This is a genomic window from Stenotrophomonas sp. 8(2023), assembly GCF_030345295.1.
Classification (GTDB): Bacteria; Pseudomonadota; Gammaproteobacteria; order Xanthomonadales; family Xanthomonadaceae; genus Stenotrophomonas; species Stenotrophomonas muris.
On the sequence record NZ_CP128404.1, the window covers coordinates 1,578,587 to 1,595,900 of the forward strand.

General features: G+C 64.1%; 16 protein-coding genes. All 16 read left to right on the forward strand.

Features of this window, described 5'->3' with window-relative positions; translation table 11 throughout:
* Positions 1 to 131 precede the first annotated feature (131 nt).
* On the forward strand, positions 132 to 1,508 hold the full coding sequence (locus QP609_RS07355) for a VapE domain-containing protein (protein ID WP_262092902.1): 1,377 nt from the start codon (positions 132 to 134) through the stop codon (positions 1,506 to 1,508).
* A gap of 401 nt (positions 1,509 to 1,909) precedes the next feature.
* The gene (locus QP609_RS07360; RefSeq protein WP_289213899.1) at positions 1,910 to 2,443 is read left to right on the forward strand and encodes a terminase small subunit; all 534 of its coding nucleotides are present in this window, start codon (positions 1,910 to 1,912) and stop codon (positions 2,441 to 2,443) included.
* Complete coding sequence (locus QP609_RS07365; protein ID WP_289213900.1) at positions 2,440 to 4,530, forward strand: terminase gpA endonuclease subunit; 2,091 nt, start codon at positions 2,440 to 2,442, stop codon at positions 4,528 to 4,530. Before QP609_RS07360 ends, QP609_RS07365 begins: the two co-directional genes overlap by 4 nt.
* Entirely contained in the window at positions 4,527 to 4,856 is a 330-nt protein-coding gene (locus QP609_RS07370) for a hypothetical protein (protein WP_289213901.1), read from the forward strand. Before QP609_RS07365 ends, QP609_RS07370 begins: the two co-directional genes overlap by 4 nt.
* 351 nt (positions 4,857 to 5,207) lie before the next feature.
* Complete coding sequence (locus QP609_RS07375) at positions 5,208 to 6,734, forward strand: phage portal protein (RefSeq protein ID WP_289213902.1); 1,527 nt, start codon at positions 5,208 to 5,210, stop codon at positions 6,732 to 6,734.
* A 41-nt stretch (positions 6,735 to 6,775) separates the two neighbouring features.
* Entirely contained in the window at positions 6,776 to 9,037 is a 2,262-nt protein-coding gene (locus QP609_RS07380; RefSeq protein ID WP_343238897.1) for a ClpP-like prohead protease/major capsid protein fusion protein, read from the forward strand.
* An 82-nt stretch (positions 9,038 to 9,119) separates the two neighbouring features.
* The gene (locus tag QP609_RS07385; protein WP_289213904.1) at positions 9,120 to 9,479 is read left to right on the forward strand and encodes a capsid cement protein; all 360 of its coding nucleotides are present in this window, start codon (positions 9,120 to 9,122) and stop codon (positions 9,477 to 9,479) included.
* 78 nt (positions 9,480 to 9,557) lie between these two features.
* The gene (locus QP609_RS07390) at positions 9,558 to 9,989 is read left to right on the forward strand and encodes a structural protein P5 (protein WP_289213905.1); all 432 of its coding nucleotides are present in this window, start codon (positions 9,558 to 9,560) and stop codon (positions 9,987 to 9,989) included.
* A 58-nt stretch (positions 9,990 to 10,047) separates the two neighbouring features.
* On the forward strand, positions 10,048 to 10,329 hold the full coding sequence (locus tag QP609_RS07395; protein ID WP_289213906.1) for a hypothetical protein: 282 nt from the start codon (positions 10,048 to 10,050) through the stop codon (positions 10,327 to 10,329).
* Positions 10,326 to 10,817, forward strand: a complete 492-nt coding sequence (locus tag QP609_RS07400) for an endopeptidase (protein ID WP_289213907.1) — start codon at positions 10,326 to 10,328, stop codon at positions 10,815 to 10,817. The genes QP609_RS07395 and QP609_RS07400 overlap by 4 nt, the downstream gene beginning before the upstream one ends.
* Complete coding sequence (locus tag QP609_RS07405; protein WP_289213908.1) at positions 10,814 to 11,149, forward strand: hypothetical protein; 336 nt, start codon at positions 10,814 to 10,816, stop codon at positions 11,147 to 11,149. The genes QP609_RS07400 and QP609_RS07405 overlap by 4 nt, the downstream gene beginning before the upstream one ends.
* Positions 11,142 to 11,624 (forward strand): hypothetical protein, encoded by a 483-nt coding sequence (locus tag QP609_RS07410; protein ID WP_289213909.1) that lies wholly within the window; start codon positions 11,142 to 11,144, stop codon positions 11,622 to 11,624. The genes QP609_RS07405 and QP609_RS07410 overlap by 8 nt, the downstream gene beginning before the upstream one ends.
* Before the next feature lie 13 nt (positions 11,625 to 11,637).
* Positions 11,638 to 12,438, forward strand: coding sequence for a hypothetical protein (locus tag QP609_RS07415; RefSeq protein WP_289213910.1), 801 nt, complete (start codon positions 11,638 to 11,640; stop codon positions 12,436 to 12,438).
* A 52-nt stretch (positions 12,439 to 12,490) separates the two neighbouring features.
* On the forward strand, positions 12,491 to 13,159 hold the full coding sequence (locus QP609_RS07420; RefSeq protein WP_289213911.1) for a hypothetical protein: 669 nt from the start codon (positions 12,491 to 12,493) through the stop codon (positions 13,157 to 13,159).
* The gene (locus tag QP609_RS07425; RefSeq protein WP_289213912.1) at positions 13,152 to 16,898 is read left to right on the forward strand and encodes a Laminin subunit alpha-2; all 3,747 of its coding nucleotides are present in this window, start codon (positions 13,152 to 13,154) and stop codon (positions 16,896 to 16,898) included. The genes QP609_RS07420 and QP609_RS07425 overlap by 8 nt, the downstream gene beginning before the upstream one ends.
* On the forward strand, positions 16,898 to 17,314 hold the full coding sequence (locus QP609_RS07430) for a hypothetical protein (protein WP_289213913.1): 417 nt from the start codon (positions 16,898 to 16,900) through the stop codon (positions 17,312 to 17,314). Before QP609_RS07425 ends, QP609_RS07430 begins: the two co-directional genes overlap by 1 nt.

The following is a 17,314-nucleotide window of genomic DNA, read 5'->3' on the forward strand; positions in this document are numbered from 1 at the left end:
GCCCAGGCAGCTCTGGACAACCCATATGAGCACTCTCGGCGCTTGCGCTTGGAGCGGGCAAGAGAATACCTGCGCCTGGCGCGGGGCTACGAGAAGGCAATGCGGCAATGAGCGTTGGGACAAGGCGCAGGATGACAGTGATCGACGGTGGCGGTGCGCCACCGCCAGGCGGTGGCGGGGTAGACCCCAATGCCTGGAAGGAGCACCTAACCAGAAATCGCGATGGGAATGTCGAAGGCACGCTGCACAACCTGATTCTGATCATGGAGAACGACGATCGGTTGAAGGGGCTGTGGTGGCTCAACGACTCCAGCAACCAGGTGAAGCTGCACCGAGATCCACCATGGACAGGTGGCAGCAGGGACGAGTTCATCGACTCGGATGCCTACGAGCTGGCGGCGTGGTTGCAGCACCCGGATCGCTACTGGATGAAGTGCAGTGATGACCTGGTGTTGAAGGCTGTCATCGCGGTTGCGCGCCGGCACCGCCGTCATCCAATCAAGGACTACCTCGGTGCCCTGCAATGGGATGGCGTCCCGCGCGTCGAGCGCATGCTCGTCGAGCTGTTTGGTGCGGCGGACAATGCCTACAGCCTGCGCGCAGCGCAGTGCTTCATGGTAAGTGCCGTGGCTCGCATCTTGTGGGTAGACGCCAAGCAGCCCAGCGTGGGCGCACAGGTGGATTTCATGCTGGTGCTGGAAGGTGAGCAGGGCAAGCGGAAGTCAAGCGCCCTGCGCGCGATCTTCGGCAGCGAATGGTTTGTCGAGACCAGCGAATCCCCAAGCGGTAAGGACTTCTACCAGGTCATCCAAGGGGCATGGGGCGTCGAGATCGGCGAGATGGACTCCTTCTCGAAGGCCGATGTGACAAGCGTAAAGACCGCCATCACCAGACGCGTGGACAAGTTCCGTGCGCCCTACGAGCGCGTGCCCCGATCCTACCGACGCGAATGCGTGTTCGCCGGCACCACGAACGAGCATCAGTACCTACGCGACCCGACCGGTGGGCGGCGCTTCCTCCCCGTGCGAACCGACGGCGACGTGCAGATCGCCGCGATCGCAACGTTGCGCGACCAGCTGTGGGCGGAGGCTGTGACCATGTTCAACGCCGGGTTCGAGTGGTGGGAGCTGCCGGCAGACGCGAAGGAGGAGCAGGCCAGCAGGTATGTGGGCGACAGCTGGGAGGGGCGAGTCGAGCAGTGGCTCGACCTTCGGATGGAGCCGAGCAAGTACCCGACACGACTGGCGATGGCGCCGCAGATCGACTGGGCGACCACCGACAACCTCCTGACTTACGCCATCGGACTGGACCCTGGCAAGCACGGCAAGCCCGAGCAGATGCGGGTCGCCTCGATCATGAAGACGCTGGGCTGGGAGCAACAGCGCAGGCGCTGGCCCGACGACGGCGGCCGGGAGCCACGGTGGTTCAGGCCTGGTCTCGCAATCGATGACTGGCTGGCAACCGTACAGAGGTCAAGGCAGGAGGCCCCCAGTGGACCTGACTTCTGACCAGACCTCTCCAGCTTCGTCCACACCCGTCCGAACCACTGACCAGACCTGCCGCCTACTGCGACAGCGCTGTCCTGACCGTCCACACCATTTCTCGCGCGCGTACATGTACCAACACAACGCCTCAGTTCTCCATTACTCAATTCAAAAAAATAGGTGTGGACGGTATGGACAGTGTGGACAGCGTTGTAACGGCGTGGGTTCCGGGCGTCCAGACCTTGCCTTGATGGTTTGGACGGTGCGGACGGCTGGCATGTTCCACGCGAATCATCGTGCGGTTGGTCGGCCGGGAGGGGTAGGGGGGAGAGGGCAGGGCGATGGGTCCTCCCCGGCCTCAGATTCCACGGGTATTCGGTCGCGCAGTTTTTCGCTAGTCATGACGCATTTCCAAGGGGGTTGTAGTGGTTTCTGATCTGAGCAGTCCGATGAGGCAGGGTGCTTTCGGCGATCTGGTGGGCATTTCCCAGCAGGCAGTCAGCGACCTGGTGCGTCGCGGCGTGCTGGCTGACGGTGCAGCTGGCGACGAATGGCTGCTCGCCTACTGCGACCATCTCCGCGAGGTCGCTGCAGGCCGTGGCGGAGAGGCTGGGAAAGACCTGACCGCCGAACGCGCCAGGCTGGCGCGTGAGCAGGCTGACCGCTTGGCAATGCAGAACGCTGTTACCCGGGGCGAGCTGGCGCCAGCGCACCTCATGGAACAGGTTCTGTCGAAGGTCGGCGCGCGGGCGGGGCGCATTCTTGAAACCATCCCGGGCACGTTGCGCCGTCGATTGCCGCAGCTCACAGCTGCCGACCTCGATGTGGTCACGCAGATTGTCGCCAAGGCCAGGAATCTCGCGGCATCTATGCGTCTGGCTGACGTGGATGCAGATGACGATGAAGATTCGGATGCCGTTGCGGCTATGCCCGTCGCTACTGAGGACGATCACCAGTGAGCTTGTTGCGAGGAATTGAAGCCAGCCAGCTGCAGGCCGTAGAACGGCATCTGCAGCGCGGACTAGCCTCATGGGCGGTGCAGGAGCCCATCACGCTGGAGGTGTGGGCTCGGGAGCACTTCTACCTGTCGGCTGAGTCAAGCTATGTTGAGCAGAAGTGGACGCCATGGCCGTTCCAGCGCGGCCTAATGGCGGTGATCAGCAACGACGACGTGGCCGAGGTCTCGGTAAAGAAGTCGGCGCGTGTGGGTTATACCAAGATCCTCCTGGCCTTCCTTGGCTACAACGCAGAGCACCGGCGCCGGAACCAATGCATCTGGCAGCCGACTGACGACGACTCTGACGACTTCGTCAAGTCGGAGCTGGAGCCCATGCTGCGTGACGTCGAGTGCATGCGGGCAGTGTTCCCGGCCTACCTGGCCCGGCACAAGGACAACACCCTCCAGCAGAAGAAGTTCATCGGTTCGCTCCTGCGCGTGCGCGGCGGCAAGGCCGCGAAGAACTACCGTCGAATCTCTGTGGACGTTGCCCTGCTGGACGAGCTGGACGCCTTCGACAACGACATTGAGAAGGAGGGCGCACCGGACTCACTGGCCGCCAAGCGCCTGGAAGGCGCCACCTTCCCCAAGCTCGTGGCTGGCAGTACCCCGAAGCTCAAGGGCTTCAGCCTGGTGGATACACGCTACTCGCAGGCGGATGAGCGATTCACCTACCAGGTACGCTGTCCACAATGCGACGCCTTCCACGCACTGACGTGGGGTGGCAAGGACGAATCGCACGGCCTTAAATTCGAGCGAGACGCATCTGGCGGCGTTGTCCACGTCTACCACCTCTGCCCGCACTGTACGTACCCAATGACGCAGGGCGAGTATCTGGTGGCGGCTGAGCAAGGCGAATGGGTGAACTCGCGCGGTGATGTCTGGCTCCGCGCCGATGGCCGCTTCACCACGCCGGAAGGCCACATGGTCCAGGCTCCCCGTCATGTGGCGCTCCACATCTGGACCGCTTACAGCCCAGCAGTTGCGTGGCAGCAGATTGTCCGAGAGTTCCTGGAGGCGTACACCAAGCACCAGGAAGGCGACGACAGCAAACTGAAGGCATGGACCAACACCACTCTGGGTGAGACCTGGGAGGGAGAGGTCGAACGCACGGATGCTGACGAATTGGCGAACAGGGCTGAGCCGTTCCCGCTCAAGACGATGCCCCGCGACTGCTTGCTGCTCCTGTGTGGCATGGATACCCAGGACAACCGGCTTGAGGCTGGCGTATGGGGCGTCGGGCGAGGGGGTCAAATGTGGACTATCGACCACCGCGTGTTCTTCGGCAACCCTGCACAGATGGAGGTCTGGACCGAGGCTGAGGCGTTCTTGCGTGAGCAGGAATACACACATGCCTGCGGCAGGGCGCAACGGATCTATGCCACCGCCATCGACTCGGGCGGTCACCATGCCGACGCTGTGTACGCCTTCGCGCACAAGTTGAAGTCGTTGCGCGTGCACGCGGTGAAGGGCGCGAGCGGCCAGGAGCGGTCCATCGAGAACGGCAACAGCCGCGTCGGCTACCGCTTCAATGGGCGTATCGAGAAGCACGGGCCGGTGCTCTGGCACGTGGGCACGAACCTCGCGAAGGATCGGTTCCAGTCGCGGCTTGACGTTGCCGTCCCGGGGCCGGGCTACGTGCATCTGTCAGATCAGCTCTCGCCCGAATGGTTCAAACAGCTGGCGGGCGAGATCCGCGCTACGCGACGGATGAAGGGTGGGTCGGAGTCGAGGTGGACCGCAACGCGCAAGCGAATCGAGGTCAAGGACTGCCTGACCTACGAAATATGGCTGGAGGAACGGCTCGACCTGTGGGGACCCAAGAAGGCGAAATGGTGGGATCAGTTGGAGGAGCAGGTGCAACCGGAAAACGATCTATTCAGCCTCCCGCCGGCCGCTGCATTGCCGGCGTCGGACGTTGCATTGCCTGCGCCGCCGCTGACCCAGGTCGTGAAGAGGCCACCGCCGCCCCCTGTGCGGGTCGCGCGCGATTCCCGTGAAACGTCACGCGATGGCTTTGGGTCGAGCGGTTGGAGTAGCCGCCTATGAGCAACTCGCGCGACATCGATGCTGCCGAGCAGCTGCGTCGCCTGGTGATTCGAGGCATCGTCGAGCAAACCGGCTTGAACGAGGAGCACGCGATGCCCTATGCGACGGCGGTACTGACCGTTCTGCAAACCGAGTATGGCGGTGAGCGTCTGCACATTCCCAAGGCGGCTGTGCAGGGCAAGCCATGTGCACGCGTGGAGGTGATCCGCGCCGAACTAACTGAGGGTCAGAGCTGGCGATTGGTCTGCCGCAGGCATGGGATATCGAGAGCCGCTCTCTATCGCTTGTTCCCTGGCGGATTACCCAAACCATCGAAAGCGAGCTGAGAATTCAAGGTCCGTCTCACCGTCTGACAAAGATTGAGACGGCCGCCTTGTAAGTGACTGATTTTGCGGGGGCGGATTCTTGATCGTCTCACACGGCTGGTAACGGTTGAGACGACCTCGTCTCCAAACTATCTCCATGCCGACACCCGCTCAAATCATGCTGCAGACGTACCTGGCCGCTGAGGCTGCGGTACTGAAGGGTCAGTCCTTCCGCATGGGGGAGCGGCAGCTGAATCGTGCCGACCTGGCGGAGATTCGCGCAGGCCGGCGCGAGTGGGAAGCCAAAGTGAACGCGCAGGCGCGAGGCGGTAGCCGCATGTCCGTGGCTCTTGCCGATTTCCGGGGGGGCGAGTGAACCGCCTCGACCGCGCCATCGCCGCTGTGGCCCCCGGCTGGGGCGCAAAGCGTGCCATGGCGCGCGCGCGAATCGCTGCCTACAGCAGCGCTTACGACGGGGCCACGCCCAGCCGCCTGCGGGAGGCTGCTCGTGAGTTTGGCTCCGGTAACACGGCGGTCGCCAGTGGCGCGACGCGAATCCGCACGCAGGCGAGGCACCTGGACCGGAACCACGACATTGTGGTGAACGGCTTCAATCAGATGGTCCAGAACGTGATCGGCCGGGATGGGATCGGCATCGAGCCGCAGCCGCGCGACGAGAACGGGAACATCGTGGAGTCCCTGGTCGATCAGATCACCCCGCTGCTGCGGGACTTCTGGAAACGCCCGGAAGTCACCTGGTGCCATGACTTCGGTGCGGCACAGCGGCTGATGACCCGGACCCTGTTCCGAGACGGGGAGTGCTTGTATCAGGACCTGATCGGGCCGGTGCCGTACCTCGACCATGGCACTGTTGTGCCCTACAGCATCGAGATGATCGAGCCCGACCTTCTGCCTATGGATCTGAACGATCCAGGTCGGAATATCATGCAGGGCGTGGAGCGGAACGCATGGAACCGCCCCATCGCGTATCACCTCTACAAACAGCATCCCGGCGACCCGAACGCTGTCATGCCCGAAGTGAAGCGCGTGAGCGCAGACTTCGTTCACCACGCGAAGATGATTGATCGGATCGGGCAGGTGCGCGGTGTCAGCCTGCTGGCGTCTGTTCTGACTCGTCTGGATGACCTCAAGGACTACGAGGAATCCGAGCGTGTGGCCGCCAAAATCGCGGCGAGCATGGCGGCGTTCATCATCAAGGGTGATCCGCAGAGCTATGGCGAGAACGAGACAGTTCCGGAGCGGCGCAGTATGCGGTTCCAGCCCGGCATGGTGTTCGATGACCTGGTGAAGGGCGAGAGCGTTGGGACGGTCGACACCAATCGCCCCAACCCCAACCTGGAGACCTACCGTAACGGGCAGCTGCGTGCTGTGGCCGGCGGTATGCGAGTGTCGTTCTCATCGCTGTCGAAGAATTACAACGGAACCTATTCCGCGCAGCGGCAAGAACTGGTTGAGCAGTACGGTGCATACGGCGTTCTGGCCTATGAGGTGATCTCACAGATTGTCCGGCCGATCTACGAGCGCTTCATCCAGGCAGCGATCGCGTCCGGCGAGCTGGTCGTTCCGCGCGGCGTTTCGATGACCACGGTGACCGATGCGATGTACATGCCGCCGGTGATGCCGTGGATCAATCCGGTCCATGAGGCGACCGGCCTTCGCATGATGATTCGCGCCGGCATCCGCTCGCTCACCTCGGTCATCAGCGAACGCGGCGGGCGCATGTACGACACGCTGGAAGAGATCCGCAACGAACGTCAGTGGGCGCGTGACCTGGGAATCACCCTGGACAGCGACCCGGGCCAGGTGAGTGACGCAGGTGTGGCCCAGGCCGGCGCCGATGCCGGTTCCATTTCAACCCCTTCTGAGGATGTGCAATGAACCACCTCACCCGCAACGGCACGGCATCGGCGCTTGGCGCTGTGTTGGCCGCGACCTTTGCATTCGACGCAAGCGATATCGAGGCGCTGCAGCCGGAGGCCAAGGGAAAATCGGTCCTCGCACTGAGCACTACCAGCGGCGGTGAGGCCGAGCTGCTGATCTACGGCCCGATCGGCGACTACTTCTGGGGTGAGGGCGTCACTGCCGCCAGCGTGGTCGAGCAGCTGGCCGGCACCACCGCGAGCGTGATCAACGTGCGGATCAACTCGGACGGCGGCGTCGTAACCGACGGGTTGGCCATCTACAACGCGCTGAAGCAGCACCCGGCTACGATCAACATGACCGTGGATGGCGTTGCCGCCAGCATCGCCAGCCTGATTCTCATGGCCGGAAGCACCCGTCGCATGCACGAGAACACCATGCTGATGTTGCATGGCCCTCAGGGCGGTGGCTGGGGCTTTGCCGGCGACCTGCGCGAGCGGGCCGATCAGATCGACGTGTACGGGCGCCAGATGCTGGTGACGTACTCGGGCCGTGCCAAGAATCCGGCCGACATCGAGACGATGCTGACCGATCGCAAGGACCACTGGCTGACCGCGTCCGAAGCGCTGGCGCTGGGCTTGGTCAGCGAAGTCATTCCCGACGTGCAGCCCGAGCCTGCGGACTCCGTCGCCGCAGCTGCGCTGCTGTCCTATGTGAGTGCGATCTCCGGCACCGAGGGGGCCGTGCACGCCTTGCTGCGAAAGCACATCCAGGCAACCACCACCGCTTCAGCCTTCGCCTCGCTCCGCGAGGTTCACCAGCGGGCCGTTGTGGCCCACCTTGAGGAAACCAGCATGAAACAGCAGTGCCAACTGATCATGGCGCAGGCGGGCACCGCTCCGGCTGCACCGGCCCCCGCCGCCCCGGCTTCGCCCGTACCCGCCACTCCGGTACCGCCGGTCGCAGCCGCTCCTGTCGCGGCTGCGACCTCAGCGCCGGCCGCGACGGTCGAGCAGGTGATGGCGGCAATCTCGGCCCGAAACGCAGCCATTCGTACCGTCTTCGCCGGATTCCGTGAGGTCAGCGGCATTCAGGCGCTGGAGGCGGAGTGCCTGGCCGACGCTGCGATTACCGAAGACGTGGCGCGCGGCAAGCTGCTGGCGAAGCTGGCGGCTAGCGGACAGCCGTTGGCCGGCGGCTTCAGCATCACGGACGTGGTGCCGGAGGAGGACAATCAGCGTCGCGCCCAGGTAAACGCGCTTTTGGCTCGTGCCGGCGTGTTGACGGGCGCAGACGCCGAATCCGCACGCAATGGCAATCCCTACGCGCACACCACCTTGCTGGCGCTCGCCGAGCGCTCGCTGATCCAGGCCGGTGTGCATACGCGTGGCATGGATCGTGAGCAGATTGCGCGCAGTGTTCTGGCTGTGCAGACCACCAGCGACTTCCCAGTTCTGCTGGAGAACGTGCTGCACCGGGTTCTGGTCGGGGCCTACAACCTGCAGCAGTTCACATGGACCCGATTCTGCGCAACCGGCACGCTGTCCGACTACCGTCCGCACAGCCGCTACCACCTTTCCTCGTTCTCCGATCTGAAGCCGGTCAATGAAGCGGGTGAGTACGAGAACGGCGTGCTGGGCGACGGCGAAGCCGAGACCATCAAGGGTGCCCGCAAGGGGCGCATCCTGCAGATCACCCCGGAAGTGCTGGTGAACGATGACCTGGGCGCCTTCGTGCGTATCACCACGGCGCTGGGCCAGGCCGCAGGCCGCACGATCGAAAAGGACGTCTACGATGTTCTGAAGCAGAACGGCGGTCTGGGCCCGATCATGAAGGACGGGCACACCCTGTTCCACGCCGAGCACGGGAACATCACGGCTGGTGCCGCTGTCTCGGTAGACGCCTTCGACGCGATGCGCCAGCTGATGGCGCTGCAGATGGACCCGGGTGGCAACGACTATCTGGACATCTCGCTGTCGCGCTTCCTGGGCACGGTCGCCATGCACGGCCGCGCGACCCTGGTGAACAACAGCGAGTACAACCCGGATGTGACCGGCCGGTTCCAGGTCAACAACACCTCGCGCGCCACCTTCAGCGACATCATTACCTCTCCGCGCCTGGGTACCGGCAAGGGCTGGTACGGCTTCGCCGATCCGAACGTGGAGCCGGTGATTGAAGTCGCCTTCCTCAATGGTGTGCAGACGCCGGTCCTGGAGCAGGAGACCAACTTCCGCACTGACGGCCTCAGCTGGAAGGTCGTCCACAAGTACGGCGTGGGCGCAGTGGGCTGGCGCGGCGCTGCCTTCAACCCGGGCGAGTAACCGCCGACTCGGCTGCGGCGCTACTGCCGCAGCCGAGATCTCTCACTTCATTCATGCAACACGCCAACTGAGGACCATCATCATGGCGAAGAACTACAAGTTTCCGGGTGCGGTGATCGATATCGTCGCGGCATCCGACCTGGTCAGCGGTCAGGCATCCATCGTCGGCCAACTGTTGGCTGTCGCATTGGTGGACATCCCCGCTGGCGCCAAAGGCAGCGCACAGATCGAGGGCGTGTTTGAACTGCCGAAGCTCGTCAGCGCCAACATCGCTGCAGGCGCCGGCCTGACTTGGGATGCCCAGGCCGGGCAGCTGATCGTTGGCGGCGCCGGCGCTGGCGACCTGGAGAACTGCGCTGTGGCTATCGCTGCCGCCGGCGCTGGCGCCGCAACCGTACTGGCAAAGCTGACCCCGGGCTCCGGCTCGGTGAAGTCGGCGTAAGTCTTGGCCGGCACCGCTCACATACGCCTGGGTGGCGTGAGCGGTGCCGGCTCTTCCACAGCGACAACGGGGAATCGCATGGGCACCACCACCACGCCGCGCGGCGTACGCAACAACAATCCTGGCAACATCGACCGCACCAGCACGCCGTGGCAGGGCGAGGATCGGTCCGCCGCAGCCACCGCGCGCGAGCAGCGTTTCTGCGTGTTCCTGACCCCACAGGCCGGGTTCCGAGCCTTGGCAAAGACGCTGCTCACATACCAGCGGAAGCATGGCCTGCGTACAGTGAAGGAGATCATCGGACGCTGGGCACCGCCGGTGGAGAACGATACGGGCGCCTACGTCCGGATAGTTGCGGCGGCGGTGGGCGTCGCGCCTTCCGAAGTCATCCGGTTGGATAACCCGGTGACGCTGGGGCGTCTCGCGACGGCCATCGCAAAGCACGAGAACGGTGGCATGTACTGGAGTGCCGATGTGGTCAGTGCTGGTGTCGCCGAGGCGCTCAGCTGATGGTCGGCGGCGGTGTCACCGCCACGGCCCCTGGTGGGCTGCTGGCAGCGTCGTAGCCGTGTGGATTCTGCGGGAGACCTGGGCTGCATTTCTGTCGCGCAAGAAGGAACGCACCGAGACTGATGCGAACGTGGATCTCATCAAGGGTCTTTCCGAGCGCATCGGGTCGCTGGAACAAAGGGTCTCGGTCCAGGATGAGCGGCTGCAGCAAGAGATGATGATGCGGCTCAAGGCACAGGAGGAGGCCAGCGCATTGCGGATGCGAGTCCGGCAGCTTGAATCCACGCTGCGTGGGCTCGGTGCAGTCATTCCGCCTGAAGACCCGGCGGTGTCCGCATGATCCGTGCCCTCATCCTCGCCATTCTTCTGCTGCTGGGCGTGATCGTCTGGCAGCGAGGGTCGGTTTCTATCGCGCACCGCGCGACCAACCAGGCAGCTGCCGCCCGTGACGTGATGGAGCGCGAACGCGATGCGGCCCGCGCCGAGGCGAATGCAACGGCCGCCACGCTGGCGGTCGAACGTGGCAGCGCAACCGCTGCGAACGCTTTGGCCGCCACATATGAAAAGGAAAAGGACGATGCACACAAAGCCTCTGATCGCCTTATCGCTGATCTTCGCGCTGGCAACCAGCGCCTGCACCAGCGTTGGCAAGCGTCCCTCGCCACCGCAGAGCTGTCCGCAGCCGCCGCTGCCGGCAGCCAGCCTGATGGTCGAGCCGACGACCGAATCGAAAGTGCGGGCCGAGCTATTGGCGCCGCCGCCCAGTGCGACGCCCAGGTGAGGGCGCTGCAGGCTTACGCGATGCTGTGTTCGGGAGGTGCGCGGTGAGCGAGGTCGACTTCCTCCGCGATCTGGATGGCACCTTGCACGGCGCCTTCGCGCTGGCGGGCATGGCGTCGCAAGGTCGGTACACGGCCAAGGATGGTCAGACCACCGAGGGCGTGCGTGCCTATGTGGAGCGCGACGTTGAGACCATCGGTGAACTGCGCCAGTTCAGGTCAGGCCGTGTGGAGATCGCGTACCTGCGTTCGGACGTAGCGCCTGACCAGGGCGATCACTTCGAGCTGGTTTCGAGCGCGTTCGGTACTGAGGTCTTCGTCAACAGTAAGAAGATCAGCGATGACGGCTCGCAGAGCCGCTGGCTGGTGACACGTGGCTGACCTGGCAGAGCCGCTGTCGTGGCAGCTGGTGGAGTTCCTGGCTGCTCGCGTCCGCCTGATCTCGCGCAGCAGTGGCTTCCGCACCGACATCGGTGCAGGCGCCGTGATCATCGATGAAACCGAGATCGGCGAGGACAGCATCGAGCCAGCAACGATCATCTCGGTTCGCCAGCTTTCGCGCAGTGGTGGCGGTGTGGCCCAGTCCAACTCCGACGCGGCCATCACCATCGAGTTCGAAGTTCCGCGTGGCAGCGATGAGGCGAATCCCAGGTTGCTCGTTCACCGCGCGCGCCACGACCTGATCCGGGCCCTGACGTTCAAAGAGAAGGCGCTGCCGCTGGGGGTGACCAGTTTCGAGTTGTTGGAAACCCAGCTGGCGACCCTGGAGGACGATGCCGGGCATACCGCCGTAGTCGCTCAGATCACCGCGCGGGCTGGTCTGACCGAGACCTTTGAGCCCGTCCCCAACCTGTAGGAGAAGCACCACCATGGCACAGCCCAAAGTCCGCAAGTTCGCAGGCGATCTGCGTTTCTGGGAGCACGGCGCGAACGGCGCCCGCATTCCCGTCATCCCGGAGCCGGCTGACAAGTTCGGCAACCAGCCGCTGGAACAGTCGTCGCTGACGTTCAGCTACGAAGCTGGCGACTCGGTGGAGATCAAGAGCAAGCGCCGCGACGCACGCTATCAGCAGATCATCCACAAGGATTCCAACCCCGGCGTCACCAGCGTCTCGATCACCGCGCTGGAAGTGCCGACGGCCATCCTGGCGCGCATGCTGTACGGCACGCTGGTGGCCACTCAGGTCGCAGCCGGCACCGCGACGGACGTATCCGTGACTGTGGCTAGCGTGGACACGCCGGTGAAGCTGCCGCACAACTTCCTTCTGTCCGATACCGAACCGACTTTCAAGAAGGGCGCCGTCGACTTGGTCAAGGGCACGGATTACACCCTCGACTCCGCGCATGGCCTGCTGATTCCGAAGTCCGGCGGCCAGCTGCAGGCCGGCGATACCGTGGTGGCGAACTACAAGTACGACGCCTATCTGGAAACCGCCATTAGCGGTGGCACCACGCCGAGCAAGTCGTTCCAGATCCTGGGCGACATGCAGGACCGCATCAGCGGCGACGAGGGCTTGCTGACAATCCCGAACGTCGACCTGACCGTGGACGGCGACGTGGACTGGTTCAGCGATGAGCCGATCCAGGTGACCCTGACCGGCCCGGTGATCTTCCAGGCCGGCGAGGCCGATCTCTATACGTTCAAGATCGCAGCGCAGTCGGCGGGCTGAACGAGCTGTTGCGTTCGGCAAAGGGAGGGCGCCCGAACGGCGCCCTCCAAGCATGAATCAGGAACGTTCAGTGGCGCCCAATCGCAACAACAACCTGCTCAAGTACTACGTCAGCGGTCGGCGGGCAAAGGGCTTCCACGGCCTCACCGACCTGGCTGGCGACGTGTTGAACCGGTACGACCTGTCAGTGCAGCGTGCTTTTGTTGGGCTGCAGCGCCGGGCCGGGCCGGCCACCGCGCAGGAGGTGCGCGCCTCCTACAACATCCGGGCCTCGGCTCTTCGCGGTAAGTACCGAGTGGAGACAGGGGAGCGAGGTTACAGCACCGGCAAGCGCGGCAAGGATGATTTCCTCTCCATCTGGGCAAGTACGCGGCAGATTTCGCTGATCGATTTCGGTGGCCGTTGGGCCGGCCGTAAGTCCAAAGGAGCGACAGCCAGCATTGGCCTGGGCGAATCGAAGACCTACGACGGTGCCTTCATAGCCACGATCAAGGGTCGCAGGGCCATCCGGGTGCGCAGCTGGGATCGGGCGCGGCAGAAGCGCCACGGCCGTGGCCCGGTACGCATCCTGCGTGGACCCAGCCCGTTCGAGATGCTCTCCGGTGCTGATGGCAATAGTCGGGCCCTGGCGGCGCGGCGTCGCCTGATCGACCGTTTCCACACCACCTATCTGACTGAGCTGCGCCGTCAGTGGCGCGTCAACGGAAACACCAATGGCTGATCGGCTGGAAGAAGCAATCCGCGTTGTCATCGAAACCCGGGGCCGCGAGGGTGTGGAAGAACTGCGCGCGGCGTTTGGCGATCTGGGTGACGTATCGGTCGAGACGGCTGGGAAAGCTTCCAAGCTTTTGGACTCGCTGACCGGCCTGAACGCAGCAGCTGCGAAGGCGGATGCGTACGACGGGATGCTGGCTAACCTTGCCGAGCTGGAGCAGCAGTTTGACGCCAACCAGAAAGCCGCGCTGGCCCTCAGCCTCGGCATCGGCGAGATGGAGAAGCCATCCCGCGAGGTGCTGGCTACCCAGCGTGAGTTGCGCAAGGAGGGCGAGCGCCTGCAGAAGGCGCTCCATGAGCAGTGGGATGCTGTCGCCAAGGCCGATAGCGAGCTGTCCTCGCTGGGCGTCAATACCGCCAACTTGGCCGACCACCAGCAGCGTCTGCGGGTCGAGGCCACCCGTAGTGCCGCAGCACTCAGTGAGCAGGCCCGAGCCGCAGCGGCTGAGGCCGAGGCGGGGCGTCGGCGCAAACAGCAGATCGAGGAGGGCGACGCTGCCTTCCGCAGGCAGGCCAACACCAGCAAGGCGGCGGCAAAGGCGTTGGCCGATTACCGGGAGCGCGCTGATGACGCCGCAGCCGGCAGCGGTGACCTGGCATCGGCCACCGAGAGCACTGTTAGCTGGTTTGGCAGGCTCAAGGCGGTAGCAGCTGGCGCGATCGCATTTGTCGGTCTGAACCGAGTGGTCGATGGCATCAAGGCCATCGTGAAGGAAGGGAGCGACGCCGAGCAGGAGCTGGGGCAGCTGGAAGCGGCCTTGCACGCCACGGGGCGCACCAGTGAGTTTACCGCGCAGGGCCTGGCCGCTATGCGGAAGGAGCTTCAGGGTGGGCTGTTCGACGACGGAGAGATCAGCGCCGCCCAGGTGCGCCTGTTGTCCTACACCAACATTGTGGGCGAGCAGTTCCCGGCGGCGATGCAGATCACCATCGACCAGGCTGAGCGGCTGAAAATTTCGCTGGAGTCATCGGCAGAGGTCGTGGGCAAGGCCCTGCAGACTCCGTCCAAGGCTATGGAAAGCCTGAGCAAGCAGGGCTTCACACTGGATGACAGCCAGAAGTCGCTGATCAAGAGCTTGGAAGCCACCGGCCAGGTGGCAAAGGCGCAGTCCATCATCCTTGATCTTCTGGCCGAATCCTACGGCGGCGCGGCCGCAGCCGCGAAGGTGGGCACGATCGCCGGCCTGTGGAAGACCGCCACTGATCGGTTCAAGGACTGGAAGCAGGAAGTTGCCGACCAGGGTGTGCTGACCTACTTCAAGGACCAGCTGAACACGCTTCTGACCACGCTGGATCGCCTTGCGGCCGATGGCAGCCTGTCGCGCTGGGCCAAGCAGACCGCCCAGGCCATCATCACCATGGCCGAGGCGGTGAAGGGCACGACCCAGTGGGTTGTGGACCATGCGCGCGTGATCGGCCTGATGGCCGCCGCGTACGCTCAATTCAAGATCGTCGGCGCGCTGATCCAGCTGAACGCCTGGCGTGCCTCCCTGATTGCGACTACGAACGCTCAGATCGCCAACAACGCAGCGGTTGCCAGCGGAAGCCGTGGCATCGGTCGGTTTGGCGCGCTGTTGCGTGGTCTGCCAAAGATCGTGCCCATTACCGTCGCTGTACTGGGGCTGGAAGCTGCCATGGGCGGTCTGGATGTCCTCAAGACCGTGGCTCAGGACATCTGGAAGCAGCACGACCCGGCGCTGAAGCGTGCCGGTGAAGCGCAGCGGGCTTACATCAGCCAGGTGCGCGACTCCGCGCTGCAGCTGCGTCAGCAGGCGGTGTCCTTCGTCGCATACCGTGACGTGGTCATCAAATCGGCCGAAGAGGTTGCGAAGCTGGGCGAGGCCGAGCGGCAAGCCTACGAGCAGCGGCTGTCTGGTCTGGAGCAGTACCTCACCGCGCAGGAGGGGTTCCTGCTGATGCAGCAGAAGGCCGGTGTTGCGACGGCAGAGCAGCTGCAGCAGCTGGGCCAGGTCACACAGAGGTTGCTGGACGTCTCCACGGGCTTCGCATCGCTGCAAGCAGGTGTGAAGACCGCCGCTGATGCTCTGTCCAACGGCATTGGTGGCGCTGCTCAGCAGGTTGTGGCGCAGCTGGAAGGCATTGATGGCAACGCAAAGCTGGCGGCTGAGTCCATCCGTAAGATGTTCTCCGGGCTCAACTTTGCCGATACGGCCAGCCTTGCCTCGGTAGGCGAAGCGCTGGGCTTCATCGCCACCCAAGGTGCTGCGGCCCAGCAGAACGTGCGTGATGGCCTTCTCGCGACGCTGCAGCAGCTGTCGGGTGAAGAGCTCGCCCGGTTCCAGGGTGCTGCGCAGGCGGCATTTGGCTCGCTGCCACAGGGGGCAGTGAACGCTGCGGCTGTGCTGCAGACCACTCTGCTTGCCGCGATGACCAAGCTGGGCGTGGCCTCGGGCCAGCTGGGGGTCAGCTTCACCCAGGCAGGTCGGGATGCCATCGCTGCGTTCGGTGCCGTCACAGAGAACGCCATTGCAACCGGCACGCAGATTGAGGCTGCGTTCAAAGCTGCCTTGGGAAATGTGGCAACACTGGACGAGGCACGTACCTTGGGCAGCCTGCTACAGGCTGCGGGCGAGCAAGGGCGCGTCGGCTTTGACTCGGCAGCGAGGTCGGCGGCCGCTTTGAGCGCACGGATTCGCGAGATCCAGGCCGGCCTCAACCCGCTTGCCGATGAGTTCAAACGGCTTGGTATCCAGTCGCAGCAGTCTCTGGATGCAGCCCGTGACTCTGCTTGGGAAGCCTTCGAGACCATCCGTAAGGGCGCGGAGAGCGGCAAAGCATCTGTCGAGGATGTCCGCCGTGCGTTCAGGGCGTATGCCGACACGGCAAAGGCTGCTGTAGCTGACAGCGATGCATGGCGCCGCAGCCAGGTGCAGTCCCAGTTGGACGTTCAGGGAGCTATCTACGACACCGGCGATTCGATGGAGCAGCTTGGGGCAAAGGGTGCAACTGCGATGGGGCGTGTTGAGCAGGGTGCTCAGAGGGCCACCGACGCCATGCGCGACGTTAAGCGTGCATCGGATGAGGCCGCGACCGGGGTCGAGCGGGTGGCTGAGGGGGCTTCTGCAGCCGGCGGTAGCTTGGCGAGCGCATCAACTGCAGCTAAGGGCTTCTCCCTGAGCATGGGTGAGATCTCTCAGAAGACGAGGGACATGCTCAGCCAGATGAGTGGCCCGAACAGCCTTCAGCAATTCGCCAACATCTGGAACTCGCTGTATGCGCAGCGGCAGGAGCTTGCCAAGTACACCGAGGAGCAGAAGCAGCTGCTCGAAGGCATGGACGAGCTCGCGGGCAAGCGCAAGGAGTTGGCCGAACGCTTCGACCTGGTGGGCGCGAGCGAGCTTGAAAGCGTGGTCCAGCTTGAAAACCAAATCGAGGCGAAGCGGGTGGAAAAGGAAAGGGCCGCGAAACAGGCGGCTGAGGAGCGTCGGAAAGCTGCTGTCGCTGAGGCGGACGCACAGGCGAAGGCCGACGCCTCCCGGATCAAGGCGGGTGAGGCGAAGGAGCAGGTTCTGGTCATTGACTGGAAGGCGCCTAGCAAGGAGATCGTTGCTGGCGCGACTGCAGCCGAGCAGCAACAGGCCGAGCGCATCGCGAACATGGTTGCGCCACTGGTGCTCCGCAAGGTTCAGCAAAGCCGATCCGTGTCTGTGCGGGGGAGGCGCTGATGACGCGCATCATTCTGGGGACTATCGACCTTCCTGCCGATCTCCAATGGTCCGACGAGTTCACGGCCTGGCGCGTCGGCCAACAGGCGCGTACTAGCCTGACTGGCGCCCTGATCGTCCAGGAGTCAGCGCGACAGGCCGGCCGCCCCATCACATTGAAAACTACCCGCGACGGGACTGCCTACGTCGGCGTGGTGTCACTGCCCACTCTTCGGGCCCTGCAGGAGAGCGAGAGCGAGGCGCGCGCAGCGCCCATCGACCTCATCATGCCCGCGCACAACGGCGGCGACCGAGCGTTTCAGGTGCGCTGGCGCCGAACCGATGGCCCAGCGATTGAGGTTGAGCCCACCCGGTTTGCTGTGCCGGCCCTGGATGCCGATCTGTTCTCCATCACTCTTCGCCTCATGACGGTGTAA